Below are 16,760 nucleotides of genomic sequence, written 5' to 3' on the forward strand. Positions count from 1 at the left end.
TACAAAGATGTTAGTTATTTGGAAAAGTATGTATTGCAAATGAATCATTATTATATGACAAAATGATTAATAAGTTGAATAGTTCGAAGAGGTAAGCGTAGCTTACTATTGGACTAGTTGAAAATATTATTCATGAAATGGCGCTGTTCAGTAATGATACTAATTACGTATTTATTTATGTTTTGAGCAATATTTTAGTAACCTATATATAAATGCTTTGTTATGGTTATTAATCTAAGAAGCCGAATTCCAGAGGGAATCGGCTTTTCTGCTTTGTTTTTTTAATTCTACCTTCTATAAATAAGATCCTAATTAGTTCCAGTGCTTTTTCAGGGTGACCAAGGTGCTTAAACAATTCTAGATGTTCAGCCTAAAGTGGTGTAGTCTTGAGTCGAAAGGAAAAACACCTTCATCTTCATGTGTTAAGGTTCCAGTATATGCAATCCAGCTTTTCTTTTTACCCATTAACTATCTTTCCACCGTTTATATGTAGTATTTGACCAGTCATATATGATGAATCATCACTAGCTAAATATACATATGCTGGGGCAACCTCACATGGCTGCCCAGGGCGTTTCATTGGCGTATTATTCCCAAATGTTGCTACCTTTCCGCTTGAAAAAGTAGAAGGGATTAAAGGGGTCCAAATTGGACCGGGAGCAACACCGTTTACACGAATACCTTTCCCTACCAATGACTTTGCCAATGATCTAGTAAAGGCAACAATTGCACCTTTTGTAGCTGAATAATCGATGAGCTGTTCATTTCCTTCATAAGCTGTAATAGAAGTAGTATTAATAATGGCACTTCCTTGCTGTAAATAGGGTAATGCAAACTTTGTAAGATAAAAGAAGGAGAAAATATTTGTTTTAAACGTTCGTTCTAGTTGTGCTGAGGTAATATTAAGTAACCCACTTTGTGGGTGCTGTTCTGCAGCGTTATTTACAATGATGTCAATCTTTCCAAAAAGCTCTATGGTTTGCTTTATCGCTTGCATACAAAAAGATTCGTCACCAATATCACCATCAATTAACAGACATTTGCTACCTTCGTGTTCTACAAGTTCTTTTGTTTCGGTCGCATCTTCATGTTCATTCAAATAAATGATAACAATATGTGATCCTTCTTTTGCAAAATGTATAGCGACTGACCTTCCTATTCCACTGTCCCCACCGCTAATAATCGCAACTTTATCTTTTAGTTTACCACTCGCCTTATAGGAAGGCAGAGCTGAAATTGGTTTTGGATCCATCATGTTTTCCAGGCCGGGTTGCTGATTTTGATGCTGTGCAGGTATTTTACTTTGGTTCATATGGAAATCCTCCTTCGTCATAATGCTATTAATAGTATGGAAGTGACGATAGAGAATTATTTATTGGAAAGTGTAATATTATAAGTACCTAGCTATCATTTTTTTAGGATGTTTTCATATAGACTGTTGTTTTTTGTACGAAAAAATAAACACACTAAAAAATTCTTTGGGGCATCTATTCTTCTATAAAACGATGAATGTTAAGTAAAACGACGTTTTTATCTATATAGCAACAAAGTTTACGTGAAGGGCCTATATTTATAAAAAATCCTATGTTAATTCTACTGCAGTTTCACTCCAGCTCCATAACCTATGCGCAGCTTCGTTATCTTGAGCTCGTTTTGAAACTGGAGTGATCTTCTTTTTATAAAAATACTCTCCAGTTATACCTTTAACTTCAGGGCTTGTAGCGAGATAAACAGCAGTAGCTGCCCCTTCGGCTGGTGTCAGGAAAAAATACTTCAACAATCCAACGACGGTCTTACCGAAACCTGTGTTGCGGTCGACACCAATATTTGTAGCTACTGCGCCAGGATGGAGAGCGTTTACAGTAATAGAGGATTCTCTTAATCTTTCAGCTAGCACTTTAGTGAATAAAATATTCGCTAGTTTAGATTGTGAATAGCTTTTAAAAGTCCTATATTTTTTCGTTAGGTTAATATCGTTAAAATGTATTTTTCCAATTTTATGAGCTCCAGAAGATACATTAACAATTCGAGCTTCCTTAGAGTTTTGCATAACATCTAGCAATAAGTTAGTTAACAGAAAATGTCCAAGATGGTTAACACCTATTTGTGCCTCATAACCATCTACTGTTTCTTGCCTTTTTAAAGAGATAACCCCAGCGTTATTCACTAATATATGCAAAGCATTATATTTTTCTTTAAATTGTTTGACGAATGAACGAATACTTTCAAAGGAACCTAAATCACAGAGCATTAAATCAATTTTGTTTGAATTGCTTTGTTCAATCGCTTCCTGTAAAGCTTTGTTACCACGTTCTTTATTTCTACAAAGCATGATAACTGTAGCCCCAGTTTTGGCGATTTCAACGGTTGTTGCCAACCCCATTCCTGAGTTAGCTCCTGTTACAATCGCGATTTTTTCATCCATTTATATTCACTCCCCACGAAATAGTAGTATTATAGATAACTCCTATATTGACTAGGAAATCTAAATGTTATTATATCGTATATTTTACAATTATATGAGATTTGTAGCTCGCGTATCACATAGCGATACAATTAGGGTTGATTGAAAATTCAATGTCTATTAGCACGATAATCCCAACTTAAGTTCTGAAACAGGCTATATAAAAGTCTCCGATGACAGCAGCTGGGTCTCTCGAAAATACAGATTAGGGTCGAGATGGAGAAGGGGCAAATCTGACATAAAGCTATATTGATGTTTTTTATTACAAAAATTTCTATTTTTAATATAGGCTCTTTTTGTAAATTTTGTTCCTTTGTTATATTAGACCGAAAAAGGGGTTTGGTAAGATGCCATGAATTCTAGTTGTGCACGTGTATATATACAAAAAACTTAATGAGCTGGTATTATTTATTTTCTCTAAGAATACTTTCGTACAATCTAAAAGTAATACGCTTTTAAGTTCTTCCCTGCCCGGTTAACATTAGAGGTGCTTTTTGTTAGTGGTTATCAGCTGAGTATAATGATTCTTTCATTAATGTAGAGATATATAATGCTTCAACACAGCAATTTTTTAAGTGTGTTTCATTTGGATTAGACAATTATTTTATAGGAGAAAATCTCCAACTTTAAGTACAAAAATGATGTTATTTTTCCATTCTACATGAATGAATGGTTAAGTCCGATATACATACTATGAATAAAGATTTATTAAGTGAGAAAATGGTGAATTTGATCTATAATAACGTTTATATGGTTTTGAGCAAACTATAACAGTATTTTGCATCGTGAAAAGGAGAATATACAATGAAACAAGTCGTCCCAAAGCCGTTTACCTTTGAAGCAGGCGAACGTGCGGTGTTATTATTGCATGGCTTTACAGGTAATTCAGCTGATGTAAGAATGCTAGGAAGATTTTTAGAAAAGAAAGGCTATACGTGTCATGCGCCTATTTATAAAGGACATGGTGTTCCTCCAGAGGAGCTCGTTCATACAGGGCCAGAGGACTGGTGGCAGGACGTCATGGAAGCCTACCAACACTTAAAAGATAGAGGACATGAAGAAATAGCCGTAGCAGGTCTATCACTTGGGGGGGTATTTTCGTTAAAATTAGGTTACACTGTACCTATAAAAGCAATTGTTCCTATGTGTGCACCGATGTATATTAAGAGTGAAGAGGTCATGTACGAGGGTGTACTTGATTATGCAAGAGAATATAAGAAGTTTGAAGGGAAATCTGTTGAACAAATTGACATAGAAATGCAGCAGTTTCAGCAAACGCCAATGACGACCTTAAAAGCACTACAGCAGTTAATTGCTGGGGTTAGAGATCAAGTTGATTTAATTTATGCACCAACATTTGTCGTTCAAGCAAGACATGACAACATGATTAATACAGACAGTGCTAATATTATTTATAACCGCGTAGAATCACCAATTAAGGAATTGAAATGGTATGAGGAATCTGGCCATGTGATTACACTTGACAATGAGCGGGAGCAGTTGCATGAAGATGTTTATACCTTTTTAGAAAGCTTAGATTGGAATAGCTAATTATTATATAATCAATAATACAAGCGAGTTTAAAAAGAGAAGGGTAGAAGAATTTGTTGTATTTCAATGAGGTTACTACCCTTTGCTATGGAGTGTCTAGTATAATATTCCAAACAAGCTGTGTGAAAATGCTTTAAAAAGGAGGGGAGATACAATGGAAGAAATCCAGCAACATACCGATAAACTGCTATCTTTTATGAAAGAAGAGGCGTATAAGCCATTAACAGTACAAGAATTAGAGGAAGCGTTTGGTATAGAAGATTCATCTGATTTTAAGCAATTTGTCAAAGCACTTGTCTTAATGGAGGAGCAAGGGCTAGTCGTTAGAACAAGAAGCAATCGCTATGGGCTACCAGAAAAAATGAATCTAGTTAGAGGCGCGTTAACAGGTCATGCAAAAGGGTTTGCGTTTGTCGTTCCTGATGACAAATCACTTGATGACGTCTTTATTCCACCAAACGAATTAAAAAATGCAATGCATGGCGATGTCGTCCTTGTTCGCATTAACCCGCATTCTTCTGGCTCAAGAAAAGAAGGGTCAATCGTAAGAATATTAGATCGTGGTATTAAGGAAGCTGTAGGGACATTTGTGGAAAGCAAATATTTTGGGTTTGTTATTCCTGATAATAAAAAAATTGTAAATGACATTTTTATTCCGAAAGGGAAGACTGGTGGTGCAGTTGAAGGACATAAAGTTGTCGTTCGCTTAACTAGCTATCCAGAAGGTAGAATGAGTGCCGAAGGAGAAGTTATAGAAATATTAGGTCATAAGAATGACCCGGGTGTCGATATTCTTTCCATTATTCATAAACATGGACTACCTCAAGAATTCCCATCTGCAGTAATAGAAGCAGCAAATTCAGTTCCTGATACTATATCAGAAGATGACATCAAAGATAGACGTGATTTACGTGACCAAGTTATTGTGACGATTGATGGTGCGGATGCTAAGGACTTAGATGATGCTGTTATGGTAACTAAACTATCGAATGGTAACTTTAAACTGGGAGTACATATTGCCGATGTCAGTCATTATGTCCAAGAGGGGGCAGAAATTGATATTGAGGCGCATGAAAGAGGAACGAGCGTTTATTTAGTCGATCGTGTGATTCCGATGATTCCACATCGGCTTTCAAATGGGATTTGTTCCTTGAATCCTCAAGTAGATCGATTGACCTTATCATGTGAAATGGAAATAAATGAAGCTGGTGATGTCGTTCATCATGAAATATTTCAAAGTGTCATAAAAACGACTGAACGAATGACGTATACGGATGTAAACAATATTTTAACTGATAAGGATGAAGAGTTAAGAAACAAGTATGATTCTTTAGTGCCTATGTTTGAGGATATGGCTGACCTTGCTGAATTGTTACGTAACAAAAGGATGCAACGTGGGGCAATTGATTTTGATTTTAAAGAGGCAAAAGTTCTAGTGAATCGAGAAGGTGCCCCTTATGATGTCGTACTTCGAGAGCGGTCAGTAGCAGAAAGGCTTATTGAAGAGTTTATGTTACTTGCAAATGAAACTGTCGCTGAACATTTTCATTGGATGAATGTACCTTTTATATATCGTATTCACGAGGATCCTAATCCAGAAAAGTTAAATCGCTTTTTAGAGTTCATTACAAACTTTGGCTATGTAGTAAAAGGTTCAGCAAATGAAATCCATCCTCGTGCTTTACAGGAGATCATTGAGGCAGTTCAAGGACAACCAGAAGAGGTTGTTGTATCAACAGTTATGCTACGCTCTATGAAGCAAGCTAAATACGACCCAGAAAGCCTTGGTCATTTTGGGTTATCGACTGATTTTTATACTCATTTTACGTCACCAATTCGTCGTTATCCGGATTTGATCGTTCATAGGTTAATACGTACATATTTAATTAATCGTCAATTAGATGAAAAGGTTCAACAAAATTGGCAGGAGAAACTACCAGAAATTGCTGAGCATTCATCAAGTATGGAACGACGTGCGGTCGACGCTGAGCGTGAAACGGATGAACTTAAAAAGACGGAGTTTATGGAAGATAAAATTGGTGAAGAGTTTGATGGAATTATAAGCTCAGTTACTAATTTTGGTGTATTTGTTGAATTACCAAATACAATTGAGGGGCTTGTTCATGTTAGCTATTTAACAGATGACTATTACCGCTATGATGAACGCCACTATGCCATGATAGGTGAACGAACGGGAAATGTATTTCGTATTGGGGATGAAATAGCTGTAAGAGTTATTAACGTAAATAAAGATGAACGTTCAGTAGATTTTGAAGTAGTAGGTATGAAAGGTCGCCGCAAAACTTCAAAAGACGTACCAAAGGTCATCCATGCTGGCAAAGGACGCAAAAAAACGCATTCTTCTCGGAACAAACAGCATGATAAGAGCGAGAATGGTGGAAAGAAAACCAAGAAGAAAAAGAAGTTTTACGAAAATGTCCCTAACGCTAAGCGTAAAAAGAAAAAGAAAAAGCGCTAGTACTACATAGCTACGAGTAAAATCGTAGCTATGGATTTCTTTAGTATTAATAATATTGATTGCAAAATACGTATAAATATTTGAAAGTTGTATAGAGGAGTTGTTAATATAGTTGCAATCTGAATTGGGCCTCTGTTAAAATATAATATACGTTTATATAGGGGGAACAATTGATGCCACGCGGTCAAGGAAAAGTTATATCACAAAATAAAAAAGCATATCATGATTATTTTATTGAAGAAACATATGAGACTGGCATCGTTCTGCAAGGTACAGAAATAAAATCGATCCGAGCTGGTAGAGTTAATTTAAAGGATGCATTTGCGAGAGTGCAAAATGGCGAGGTATTTCTTCATAATATGCATGTAAGTCCGTATGAGCAGGGAAATCGTTATAATCATGATCCACTTCGTACGAGAAAGCTGTTATTGCATAAGAAGGAAATTAGCAAGTTGATCGGGTATACAAAGGAAAATGGTTATGCTATCGTTCCACTTAAGTTATATTTGAAGAATGGCTTTGCAAAAGTATTACTCGGCCTAGGAAAAGGTAAGAAGAAGTACGATAAACGTGAGGACTTAAAGAAGAAAGAAGCAAAACGTGAGGTCGAAAGGGCATTCCGCGATCGTCAGAAGTCGTTTTGATTACCCATAAATTGTCAATTGAAAAATAATGTGTATGTGCTATAATAATAAATGTAGTCACGATAACAACATTAACTAACATAACTTAATATATTTTGTAGCTTATCTATCCGTTTGTTACTTCCTTAAAGTTGTTCATCCTAAATATTGAACAACATTTTATAATGGGGACGTTACGGATTCGACAGGGATAGTTCGAGCTTAAGTTGCGAGTCGAGGGGATCGGCCTCGTTAAAACGTCAACGCCTATAACTGGCAAAGAAAACAATAACTTCGCTTTAGCTGCTTAAGTCAGCTAGCGGTTCCTCCCTCCATCGCCCATGTGGTAGGGTAAGGAACTCACTTTAAGTGGGCTACGCCGGATTCCACCGTCTGAGGATGAAGGAAGAGAACAATCAGACTAGCAACTTGGAAGCCTGTCGATAGGCTGAAGAGTCTGCGAAATACTAATATATCGACTACACTCGTAGAAGCTTAAGTGACGATGTTTCTGGACGTGGGTTCGACTCCCACCGTCTCCACCAAATACATACATTTGGTGGTTTTATTTATTTTGTGACGTAAAGCATAAGATTTCCTTTTGGAAGCTTTATGCTTTATTTTTTTAGGAAATTTAATGCTATATTTTTTGTAGCTAGATAAAAAAACTTTGCTTTTGATAAATAACTTACATTAAACTCAGTGTTGGTGATATTTAACTTTTTGGTGTTTAGATATCTCAAATATAAAAATGGAGCGGATTTAACTACAATTAAGGAGTTAATTTCAGCTCACCAGTCTTTTATCGTTGGTATGGATCTAAAGTATATAGGGAGTTTAGAGAATGCGCCAATAAAAGATACTAGAGAAGATCCACAGAAAAGGATTAATGAAATTTGTAGTGAAAGTTAAAGGGCTGATTTCAGACCTTCTTTTTTTGAAACACATGTGATATTAAAGTGAGTCAACCCACACCAACGTACATAGAGTATAGTAACAATAAAAAAATGATGTTGGGGTGGATTTTATGGGAGTTGCTTATGTTAGGGCTGGTAGTATGATATCTGTAATTGATACGAAAACACATAGTGTGATTGCAACAATACAAGTTGGAGGGGTGCCAGTAAATATAGTCTTTACACCAGATGGGAAGTTGGCTTATGTATCAGATACTGGTGAAAACAATGACACAGTATCTGTCATAGATGTGAAAACACATAGTGTGATTGCAACAATACAGATTGGGAACAATCCAGATGATGTAGCCTTAACACCAGATGGGAAACTAGCTTATGTGACTATTGATGGGGAGAGCACATTATCAGTGATTGACGTGAAAGCACATAGTGAAATCGCAACAGTGCAGGTTGGAGGCAGTCCAGATAAAGTCGTATTCACACCAGACGGGAAACTAGCTTACGTATCAGCCACTGGTATGGACAACGGCTCTATATCTGTAATAAATGTAAAAACACATAATATGATTGCGACTATATCAATTGGTGCCGAGCCGGATAAGATTGCTTTCACGCCAAACGGGAAACTAGCATATGTGACTATTGATGATGAGGGTATTGTATCGGTGATTGATGTAAAAACTCACAGTGTAATTGCGACTATACCTGTTAGTGATTTTCCAAATGATATAGCTTTTACCCCAGATGGGAAGGTGGCCTATCTTAGAAGTCAGAACCCAAATAGGTTAGTTGTTATGGATACAAAAACACATAGTGTCATTGCCTCATTAGATGTAAATGATGTTGTATCCGATATTTCCTTTACCCCAGATGGAAAGTTGGCCTACGTGCTATTACTTAATATTGGTGATTTACTTGTGATAGATACAAAAACACATAGTGTCATTGCAACTGTTGGTAATATTGGGGCTTGCAATAATTTTGTTTCAATTGAACCTAAAGGACAGTTTGTCTATGCATCGAGTGCAGATGATAATAAAATATCAGTGGTTGATACGAAGACGCACCAACAAATCGAGACGATTGATTTACTCGATAGTGCAGGTGATGTTGTATTCTCACCAAAATAAGAATAAATAAGCACAAAAATAATAAGTGACGGCCCGTATCTTTATTTTAATTAGTGAACTCAATGATTTAAAATCTATAAATTTATTAGATTAACGACAATTCTGAATTTATTATTCCACAATTTGGTGCAAGAAGGTAGTTAAGGGTATCCAGACTACATTAGGAATAATACCTATTACAAATAGGTCAACCAGAAAGTTACTGGATGACTTCATAATACGATATAGCGCTGTTCAGTAATAATACTGAAAGCGCCTTTCTTTATGTATTGAGCAATATTGTTAAACAAAGTTACTAAGGGCTAAAATCAACCCTAATCCATTTTTTTGTAAAAGCTCGATATAACCACATAACCTAAAAATATAGTAGCATATAGACTAAGACCACTTTCCCAGCTATGAGCCTGGAGCTCAAAGAAAAGAGGATATCTCGGAAGGTAAAAATAACTTATTATAACAATAAACATAGCTGGTACGCCTAGTAATAGAAGTTTTTCAAGATGAAGTTTCCATTTACCTTGCTTTTTGATTTCTTTGTAAAAAGTCGGTAATCCAATCACAATACCGAATATGAAATTAGAAATTACGTAAAGAGTAGAATACATATAAAACAAAATAGAAAATCGTTCCCACTCTGCATTAAACCAATTATCAAACTTACTCTTAAAGAACCAAAACACTATAAAAACAATAAAATAAATTGTATACTCTTTAATTTTTTTGTAAGAAATCATATTTCCCCTTCTTATTAATTTAGTGATAATAGAATTTTAACATAAAAGACAATTGTATAAGAAAAGCTCTTTTTTCAATAAACCAGTTCATGTTTTATCACGATTTTCCAATAAAAACTTTATTTATCCATGCTATACTAAAATAATCCATGACAAACAACCTTCCGAATATACAGTTTGGAAGGTTGTTTTGCTTATAATATGGTACAGATCCAGTGTAAGAGCTTATTCACACAAGAGATAGCCGCAACCACGCTGAAATCAAACCAGTAACTTGAATTAATTAAAAATTAAGGTTTGAAAATAATTATCAAAATCCAAACTCATCGTATACATCATTAATCATACCATTTCATTTTATTAAAAAGATTGTATTGGAGGAGTGAAGATATTGAGGTCTAATGTAATTAAACCTGCTTTATACTCATCTCTTATTTTGTCTCTGGTATTTATAACTCTATCCCTAAGTAAAATCTGTTATAAACTATATCCTACTTTCCGATTTGTTGACTTCATTAAGCCCTTAACATACAGAAGAACGGGGAACCCAAGTGAAGAGACTAGTGCCAACACACTAAACAAAGTAAAATGGTTTGTATAACCGAAATACTCTAACATAAGCCCTCCAATCAAAGGACCGAATGATCCTCCAATTGCAGTAAAACCCATCGCACCAAAATACAAACCTTTTAAATCATGTGGTGATATTTGATCAATAAATAAATCTGTCATTGTAAACATCATTACTTCACCGACCGTAAATACGAAGACCGACAAGAATAAAAAGGGTATAGAAGTAAAAAACGCAAAGCCTAGTAACCCAATAGATGTCGTTAATGTTCCAATCATGATTGATGTTAGTGCGGAATAACGTTTTCCTATCCTTGTTACTGGGTATTGGACAATTAATACTGTTATAGCGTTAAACACGATAAGGTAAGAGAATACCTCTACACCATTTGTTATAATTGGTGAGGAGGCTAAATATTGTGGGATGGTTGAACTAAATTGAGAATAACCGCACACCCCCATAATTAGTCCAATGACTGCGAAAAAAAATACACGATCAGCACTAAGTACCTTCAATGCTTTTGCCATGGTTACTCGTTCACTTGTTTTAGTGTTTAAACTATCATCAATTTGGTTTATAGAAAACATGGCAAGCAGAACAATAAAGTAAAAAGCATAAATAACTGCAGTCACAAAAAATGCTGATGTTGAAGATGAGCTACCTATCTTTAATCCAATAAGGGGACCTACTGCAGCACCGATATTAATGGCTGCATATCTAAGGTTAAACACCAACAGTTTATTTTTTGGCTTAGTAACTTTTGAAAGTAACGCCCTAGACGATGGCTCAAAAAAAGAACGACATAAACCATTTAAGGCATTTAAAATAAAAAACGTAACTACACTTTCTGCTAAAGCAAAGCCAACAAAAACAAAAATCCAAATAAAAATGGAATATTTCATGACCTTTTCTTGCCCATATAAATCTGACAAATAACCACCGATGAAACCACCAAATAGGCCTACAATTGAACTAACTCCAATAATAGCACCAGCAAAACCTGGACTAGCCCCCTTCACTGAAGTGAGGTAAATTGCTAGGAATGGGATTGTCATAAATGTAGCCATTCGAGCAAAGAGTGTACCAATGATTATGGTGAGACTTATTGGATGAATTCTTCTTATTCCCAACTTACACTCCTCCCTCCGAGTTACTCTATGTATCCTTCGTTCAACTCTATCGAAGGTGGTAAGAGTTTTCTTCTCTAGATCAGCTTATTTTATTATACTAAATATGTCTTAAGGACGGTATGAGAATTAAGAATGATATATTAATACAACTTTAGAATGAGAGGTTAGTAATAGTGGAAGGCATTCCTGTTAAAGAGAAAAGTTTGTTGAATCATATATATCTAGTCTAAATACTTGAGACGATTGAGGAGTTACTTTTTTCATAGAATAGTTATATAAATGAAGGTGTTAAATATTGAGTATACATTTATTACATATTGAAGGGGTGTTGTATTTATTACATCGCTTTACTTCTGTTATCAAGTAGGAGTATTATTAGTGATCAAAGTTGTAACCTTTTTGTAATCTTCTTTTAAATAAATCGTAATAAAATACAATCAACAAGAAGAAAAACCAAAAAATTGGAGGTTATACAACATGATAAAAATCATAATTGCTAGTATGTTAACAATGTCATTAATCGGTGGAGGATTAGTATATCAGAAAACCGATTTTGCAATAAATGATCATAAGGTTACATTATCTGAGAGTGAAGAATCACAAGAGAATCCGATACGAAGAGAAGATATGGAAAATTTTGATGAAATAATGAAGGAGCAAATGGCAAAGTTTAAAGGTCCGAATGAAGAGAGTATGTACGATTTGTTAAATCATACATTTGAAAACCCAGATTGGACCTTTGAAAGTGATGATTATAATGCAATGCTATTTCATGGGACAAAGAATAGTAAAGAATATTATATATTTTTTTACTATCAACAAGAAGATATAAATATAATTTTAGATGGACAAAGCATAAGAAGAACGAATGAAGAATTTAATGAATGGCTAAGTGAATTTTCAATAAATAATAATCAGGTTACATTATCTGAGAAAGAAGAATTACAAGAAAATCCGATACGAAGAGAAGATATGGAAAATTTTGATGAAATAATGAAGGAGCAAATGGCAAAGTTTAAAGGTCCGAATGAAGAGAGTATGTACGATTTGTTAAATCATACATTTGAAAATCCGGATTGGACCTTTGAAAGTGATGATTATAATGCAATGCTATTTCATGGGACAAAGAATAGTAAAGAATATTATATATTTTTTTACTATCAACAAGAAGATATAAATATAATCTTAGATGGAGAAAGCATAAGAAAAACGAATGAAGAATTTAATGAATGGTTAAGTTCGGAGTTACTTTTATAAAGACTCTTTTCGTAAACTTTGTTGCTATTGTTACCAAAAAAGTGTTTTTATATGGTAGTCATCGTTTTTTTTTACAGATGAAAAGATACCACGATCTCTATTTATGTACGTGTTTATGAAATTTTTATGGATACTGATAATATTCACCAACAGGGTGCTAATCTGAAATAAAGATTAGCGTCTCTTTTATTTTAGGGCCATATTGTGGAATAGCAAGTATTATTGATTAATAATTTTGTAGGTTATAAATTGTAGGAAGATCCCTATATCTAGATAGACTTAATTGCTTGCTAACAATAACCTGAAAGATAATTAAATCCCACCTTCGTTACATAAGTGGGATTTTTAAAATTCCATACTTAGGATAACCAGCTAACACGTTCTATAAGAATTAACTAAGACCTTTGGGGTGCAGCCGTAAATAATTTTTACTTCAGACTTATTTTGAACTTTGTTTTAACAAAATAAGGATGAAAACAGTAGTATTTAAGGAACGAGTTTAGAACATTAGTGAATCAAATATTGCTGCTCAAGCAACCACAGTGCTGTTATCTATAAATACATGATACACATGTCAAACTATTCCTGGTATATCTGTTCCAAGTATGGTTAGTGTTTAATGATGATCTATCAGGATTATTAAGTCCTTTGAATATATATTAGGTCTTTTCTAGCTATTACCGTGGATAGATTAGAAAAAGGCCCATTACTAGTAGAGCGTTGAAGAATGAAGTCTAATTCAACAAACATAGTACCTTATGGTTGAATGACTGGGGCAGAGAGGGGCATTTTAGAGAACAATTCAGAATTTAAGTCAATTTTAACTTCAACCATTGTTGTTTAAGTAGTACTTGCAATGATTAGAAGTTTATAGTGACATCGATCTTTTTAAAAAATTAGTTGTATTAGTAGATGTTGAAAAAATATATATGCAATTGATAAAAGATTAAATTTAAGATATGGAAATTATTGAATTATTGAGGTTATTAGATTGAAGTGGAAGCTATTTTAATTAGATGTGATAAGACTTATTCGAAACTATGGAACCATACAGAAAATGAGAACATCTTAATCGCGGAGTTATTCTTGCCTTATGATCCTCGACTGAAAGAATGGTTAAAAAGATAGACAAAGGATTGAATAAGTCAAAATAAAAATTTAGTTATTTATATAGAAATAGTTATCCATGTTCTTCAATCCTTCTTAACATTTGCTAAAGCAATTGTTGATGTAAGGAATACTGCAATTGATCCGAACAATAAAACTATTATTATAAAAAAAGCTGCTACTGTATCATCTCCAAATGATTCTCGTAGACCGATTGGAGACATAATCGTCACAACGGAAAAAGCTAGAATAAAAACAAAAGAAATAACTTTAGCCACTTCAAGGTGGTATATGTTAAGGTTTTTAATTTCTTTATAATTAGGTTCTTTTGACATTGTTATCACCCTTTCTTTATTTTGGATAATTATACCATGTCATTTTATCTAAAACTATATGTTCATTTGCCTTTTATGAACAAAAACAACGAACACTAAGTTCGATGTTTTTCCAATAAACTTTTTGAAATCGTTTTTCTTGTGAGCTTTTGTATATGTTTAATCATGATCAGTAACCCAAACGCATGTCCCTCCCTTTAACACACATTTCTCGTGTTCATTCCTTACATCATAAAGATAGGTCATAAAATACTGAGGGCATTTGTCATTATGCTGTTTTACACTTTGACCAGTTATCACATGACGTCTTTAGGATTCCAAACAATTTATGAAATGTTGACCAGATCTCACAAGTGTATATTTGGGATGAATTGAAGTCGAACTGTTGCCTGGATTCACAGGTTTTTCAGCGTGATCTGACTACGTATATTAATATAACAACTTGTCATTGGAGATTTCGTTATCTTGCTATTACATTCTAAAATACATACATAAGCTGGGTTTCAGGTTTATACTAAAGCTAGAGGTGATTCAAAATGACAGACGATTGGAAAATGAATCCACATTGGGCTTTTCAACAACCAGACTCTGACAAGCCAATCCTATCCGCACCTGTTTCTGATGAACAATGGGAGGCCATTGCCAATAATGATGTTTCTTATGACGGACAATTTTTTTATGCAGTGAAAACAACAGGGATTTTTTGTCGCCCTTCTTGCAAATCAAGATTACCTAATAGAGAAAATATTGGCTTCTTTGAAGATGCTAATCAAGCATTAGCCGCACATTTTCGCCCATGCAAACGGTGCAAGCCAACAGGGAAAAGGTTGCCAGATGACGAGTGGATTGCTGTCATAACCGAATATGTGGATAGCCACTACAATGAAAAGTTGACGCTTGAAGTCCTTGCGCTTATGAGCCACGTTTCTCCTTATCACTTGCATCGAACGTTTAAAAAAATCAAAGGCATGACCCCAGTGGATTACATTCAGCATATCCGAATGGAAAAGGCAAAAATGTTATTGACTACTATCGATGCCCCGATTGCTGAAGTCGGTAAATCTGTCGGGCTTTCCAATACGCCTTATTTTATTACGCTGTTTAAGAAGAAGATCGGACAAACGCCTGAAGCTTATCGTCGACAGCAAAAACAACGCTTGAAGGAGGCTTTTTCAAATGACACTTAACAAAAGCAGCTCTCTTTATTGGTCCTTGTTTTCTTATGAAAACTGGAAGGTTTACATTGCTGCAACAAGAAGAGGCTTATGCTTTGTCGGATCGCATAATCAACCATTTGAAGAATTGGTGCAATGGTCAAATCATTACTTGCCTGGAAACGATCTGATTCAAGATGACGAAAAATTGCAACCATTTGTAGATGAGCTTAATCGTTATTTTCAAGGAAAACTCAATCGTTTCACGATTCCAATCTTTTATCGCGGAACACTTTTTCAGGAAGCTGTATGGAAAGCACTATGTGATATTCCGTACGGTCAAACTCGATCCTACTCAGATATTGCTCGTCAAATTCGAAGACCTACTGCGGTTCGGGCAATTGGGAGGGCCATTGGAGCAAATCCAATCCTAATTACGGTTCCATGCCACCGTGTGATCGGCAAAAATGGATCGCTGACGGGATATCGCGGCGGAATGGAAATGAAAACACATCTGTTGGAACTTGAACGAGGCTCAGCTACCAATGAGAAGGAGCAACAACATGTCTAAACAACATATAACATCTTTAGCCGATCTCAAATGGGCAGAGCTGCATCAAATGCTTGATGAACAGGGCTACGCCAAACTGCCACCACTTTTAAATGCGGACTCGTGCGCTAGTCTTATCAATAGCTATGAAGACGAATCTCTATATCGCAAGACCATCGACATGAAGCAATATCGTTTCGGAATGGGGGAGTACAAGTATTATCAAACGCCTATTCCTGATTTATTACAACAACATCGTGATATATTGTATCCGGAGCTTGCGAAGGCGGCAAATCGCTGGTTAGAACAGCTGAATAGATCACCGGAGTACCCGGAAACCTTGGCAATGTTTCTCGATCAATGTCATCAAGCGGGGCAGAATCACCCCACTACACTAATTTTGAAATATGAAGCAGGGGGCTACAATTGTCTCCATCAGGATTTGTACGGTGATATCTTCTTCCCTTTTCAAGTCGTGTTTACTCTGAACCAACGGAACGAAGATTATACAGGCGGTGAATTTTTACTCATCGAACAGCGACCACGGGCACAGAGCAGAGGTCATGTCATTACGCTCAATCAAGGTGAAGGTCTCATCTTTCCAACCCAACATCGACCGGTATTGGGTACGCGTGGCTATTACAGGGTGACTCTGCGACATGGCGTTGGCACGGTCACCTCTGGAAAGCGTTATAGTTTGGGGGTTATATTTCATGATGCGAAGTGAACCCAAGCCGAAATGTCCTCCATGTAAGCAT

At 35.4% G+C, this 16,760-nt stretch carries 14 protein-coding genes and 1 other RNA gene; 10 read left to right on the forward strand and 5 right to left on the reverse strand.

Features of this window, described 5'->3' with window-relative positions; all coding sequences use genetic code 11:
- Positions 1-457 precede the first annotated feature (457 nt).
- Both V1503_RS12360 and V1503_RS12365 read right to left on the reverse strand, forming a co-directional pair.
- The gene (locus V1503_RS12360; protein WP_410627284.1) at positions 458-1,312 is read right to left on the reverse strand and encodes an SDR family oxidoreductase; all 855 of its coding nucleotides are present in this window, start codon (positions 1,310-1,312) and stop codon (positions 458-460) included.
- 270 nt (positions 1,313-1,582) lie between these two features.
- Positions 1,583-2,425: an SDR family oxidoreductase gene (locus V1503_RS12365; protein ID WP_410627286.1), complete on the reverse strand. Its 843-nt coding sequence runs from the start codon at positions 2,423-2,425 to the stop codon at positions 1,583-1,585.
- Positions 2,426-3,268: 843 nt separating this feature from the next.
- On the opposite strand from V1503_RS12365, the gene V1503_RS12370 reads away from it, so the two are divergent.
- The 6 genes from V1503_RS12370 to V1503_RS12395 all read left to right on the forward strand — a co-directional run bounded on the left by V1503_RS12370 (position 3,269) and on the right by V1503_RS12395 (position 9,164).
- A complete protein-coding gene (locus V1503_RS12370; RefSeq protein ID WP_410627288.1) occupies positions 3,269-4,015 on the forward strand; it encodes an alpha/beta hydrolase in 747 nt (248 codons plus the stop codon).
- Positions 4,016-4,169: 154 nt separating this feature from the next.
- Positions 4,170-6,494, forward strand: coding sequence for a ribonuclease R (gene rnr / locus V1503_RS12375; protein WP_410627290.1), 2,325 nt, complete (start codon positions 4,170-4,172; stop codon positions 6,492-6,494).
- Positions 6,495-6,667: 173 nt separating this feature from the next.
- On the forward strand, positions 6,668-7,138 hold the full coding sequence (smpB, locus tag V1503_RS12380; RefSeq protein ID WP_214483637.1) for an SsrA-binding protein SmpB: 471 nt from the start codon (positions 6,668-6,670) through the stop codon (positions 7,136-7,138).
- Between the two features lie 166 nt (positions 7,139-7,304).
- Positions 7,305-7,662, forward strand: a transfer-messenger RNA (tmRNA) gene (gene ssrA / locus V1503_RS12385).
- 178 nt (positions 7,663-7,840) lie between these two features.
- Positions 7,841-8,029, forward strand: coding sequence for a hypothetical protein (locus V1503_RS12390; RefSeq protein WP_410627293.1), 189 nt, complete (start codon positions 7,841-7,843; stop codon positions 8,027-8,029).
- A gap of 115 nt (positions 8,030-8,144) precedes the next feature.
- On the forward strand, positions 8,145-9,164 hold the full coding sequence (locus V1503_RS12395; protein ID WP_410627295.1) for a cytochrome D1 domain-containing protein: 1,020 nt from the start codon (positions 8,145-8,147) through the stop codon (positions 9,162-9,164).
- A gap of 314 nt (positions 9,165-9,478) precedes the next feature.
- Here V1503_RS12395 and V1503_RS12400 read toward each other — a convergent pair whose 3' ends face one another.
- Entirely contained in the window at positions 9,479-9,898 is a 420-nt protein-coding gene (locus tag V1503_RS12400) for a hypothetical protein (protein ID WP_410627297.1), read from the reverse strand.
- Between the two features lie 477 nt (positions 9,899-10,375).
- Positions 10,376-11,599 carry an MDR family MFS transporter gene (locus V1503_RS12405; RefSeq protein ID WP_410627299.1) on the reverse strand — a complete coding sequence of 408 codons (1,224 nt, stop codon included), beginning with the start codon at positions 11,597-11,599 and terminating at the stop codon, positions 10,376-10,378.
- A gap of 477 nt (positions 11,600-12,076) precedes the next feature.
- Between V1503_RS12405 and V1503_RS12410 the strand changes: the two genes are divergently transcribed.
- Complete coding sequence (locus V1503_RS12410; protein WP_410627301.1) at positions 12,077-12,856, forward strand: hypothetical protein; 780 nt, start codon at positions 12,077-12,079, stop codon at positions 12,854-12,856.
- 1,193 nt (positions 12,857-14,049) lie between these two features.
- Here V1503_RS12410 and V1503_RS12415 read toward each other — a convergent pair.
- The gene (locus V1503_RS12415; RefSeq protein ID WP_410627303.1) at positions 14,050-14,298 is read right to left on the reverse strand and encodes a hypothetical protein; all 249 of its coding nucleotides are present in this window, start codon (positions 14,296-14,298) and stop codon (positions 14,050-14,052) included.
- Positions 14,299-14,834: 536 nt separating this feature from the next.
- Between V1503_RS12415 and V1503_RS12420 the strand changes: the two genes are divergently transcribed.
- From V1503_RS12420 to V1503_RS12430, 3 genes are read left to right on the forward strand one after another with little or no spacing between them, the layout of a single operon-like run.
- Entirely contained in the window at positions 14,835-15,485 is a 651-nt protein-coding gene (locus V1503_RS12420; protein ID WP_410627305.1) for a bifunctional transcriptional activator/DNA repair enzyme AdaA, read from the forward strand.
- Positions 15,475-16,023 carry a methylated-DNA--[protein]-cysteine S-methyltransferase gene (locus tag V1503_RS12425; RefSeq protein WP_410627307.1) on the forward strand — a complete coding sequence of 183 codons (549 nt, stop codon included), beginning with the start codon at positions 15,475-15,477 and terminating at the stop codon, positions 16,021-16,023. Before V1503_RS12420 ends, V1503_RS12425 begins: the two co-directional genes overlap by 11 nt.
- On the forward strand, positions 16,016-16,729 hold the full coding sequence (locus V1503_RS12430) for a 2OG-Fe(II) oxygenase (RefSeq protein WP_410627309.1): 714 nt from the start codon (positions 16,016-16,018) through the stop codon (positions 16,727-16,729). Before V1503_RS12425 ends, V1503_RS12430 begins: the two co-directional genes overlap by 8 nt.
- Positions 16,730-16,760: the final 31 nt, after the last annotated feature.

It is taken from the genome of Nanhaiella sioensis (genome assembly GCF_046557775.1).
In the GTDB taxonomy this organism is placed as follows: Bacteria; Bacillota; Bacilli; order Bacillales; family SM2101; genus Nanhaiella; species Nanhaiella sioensis.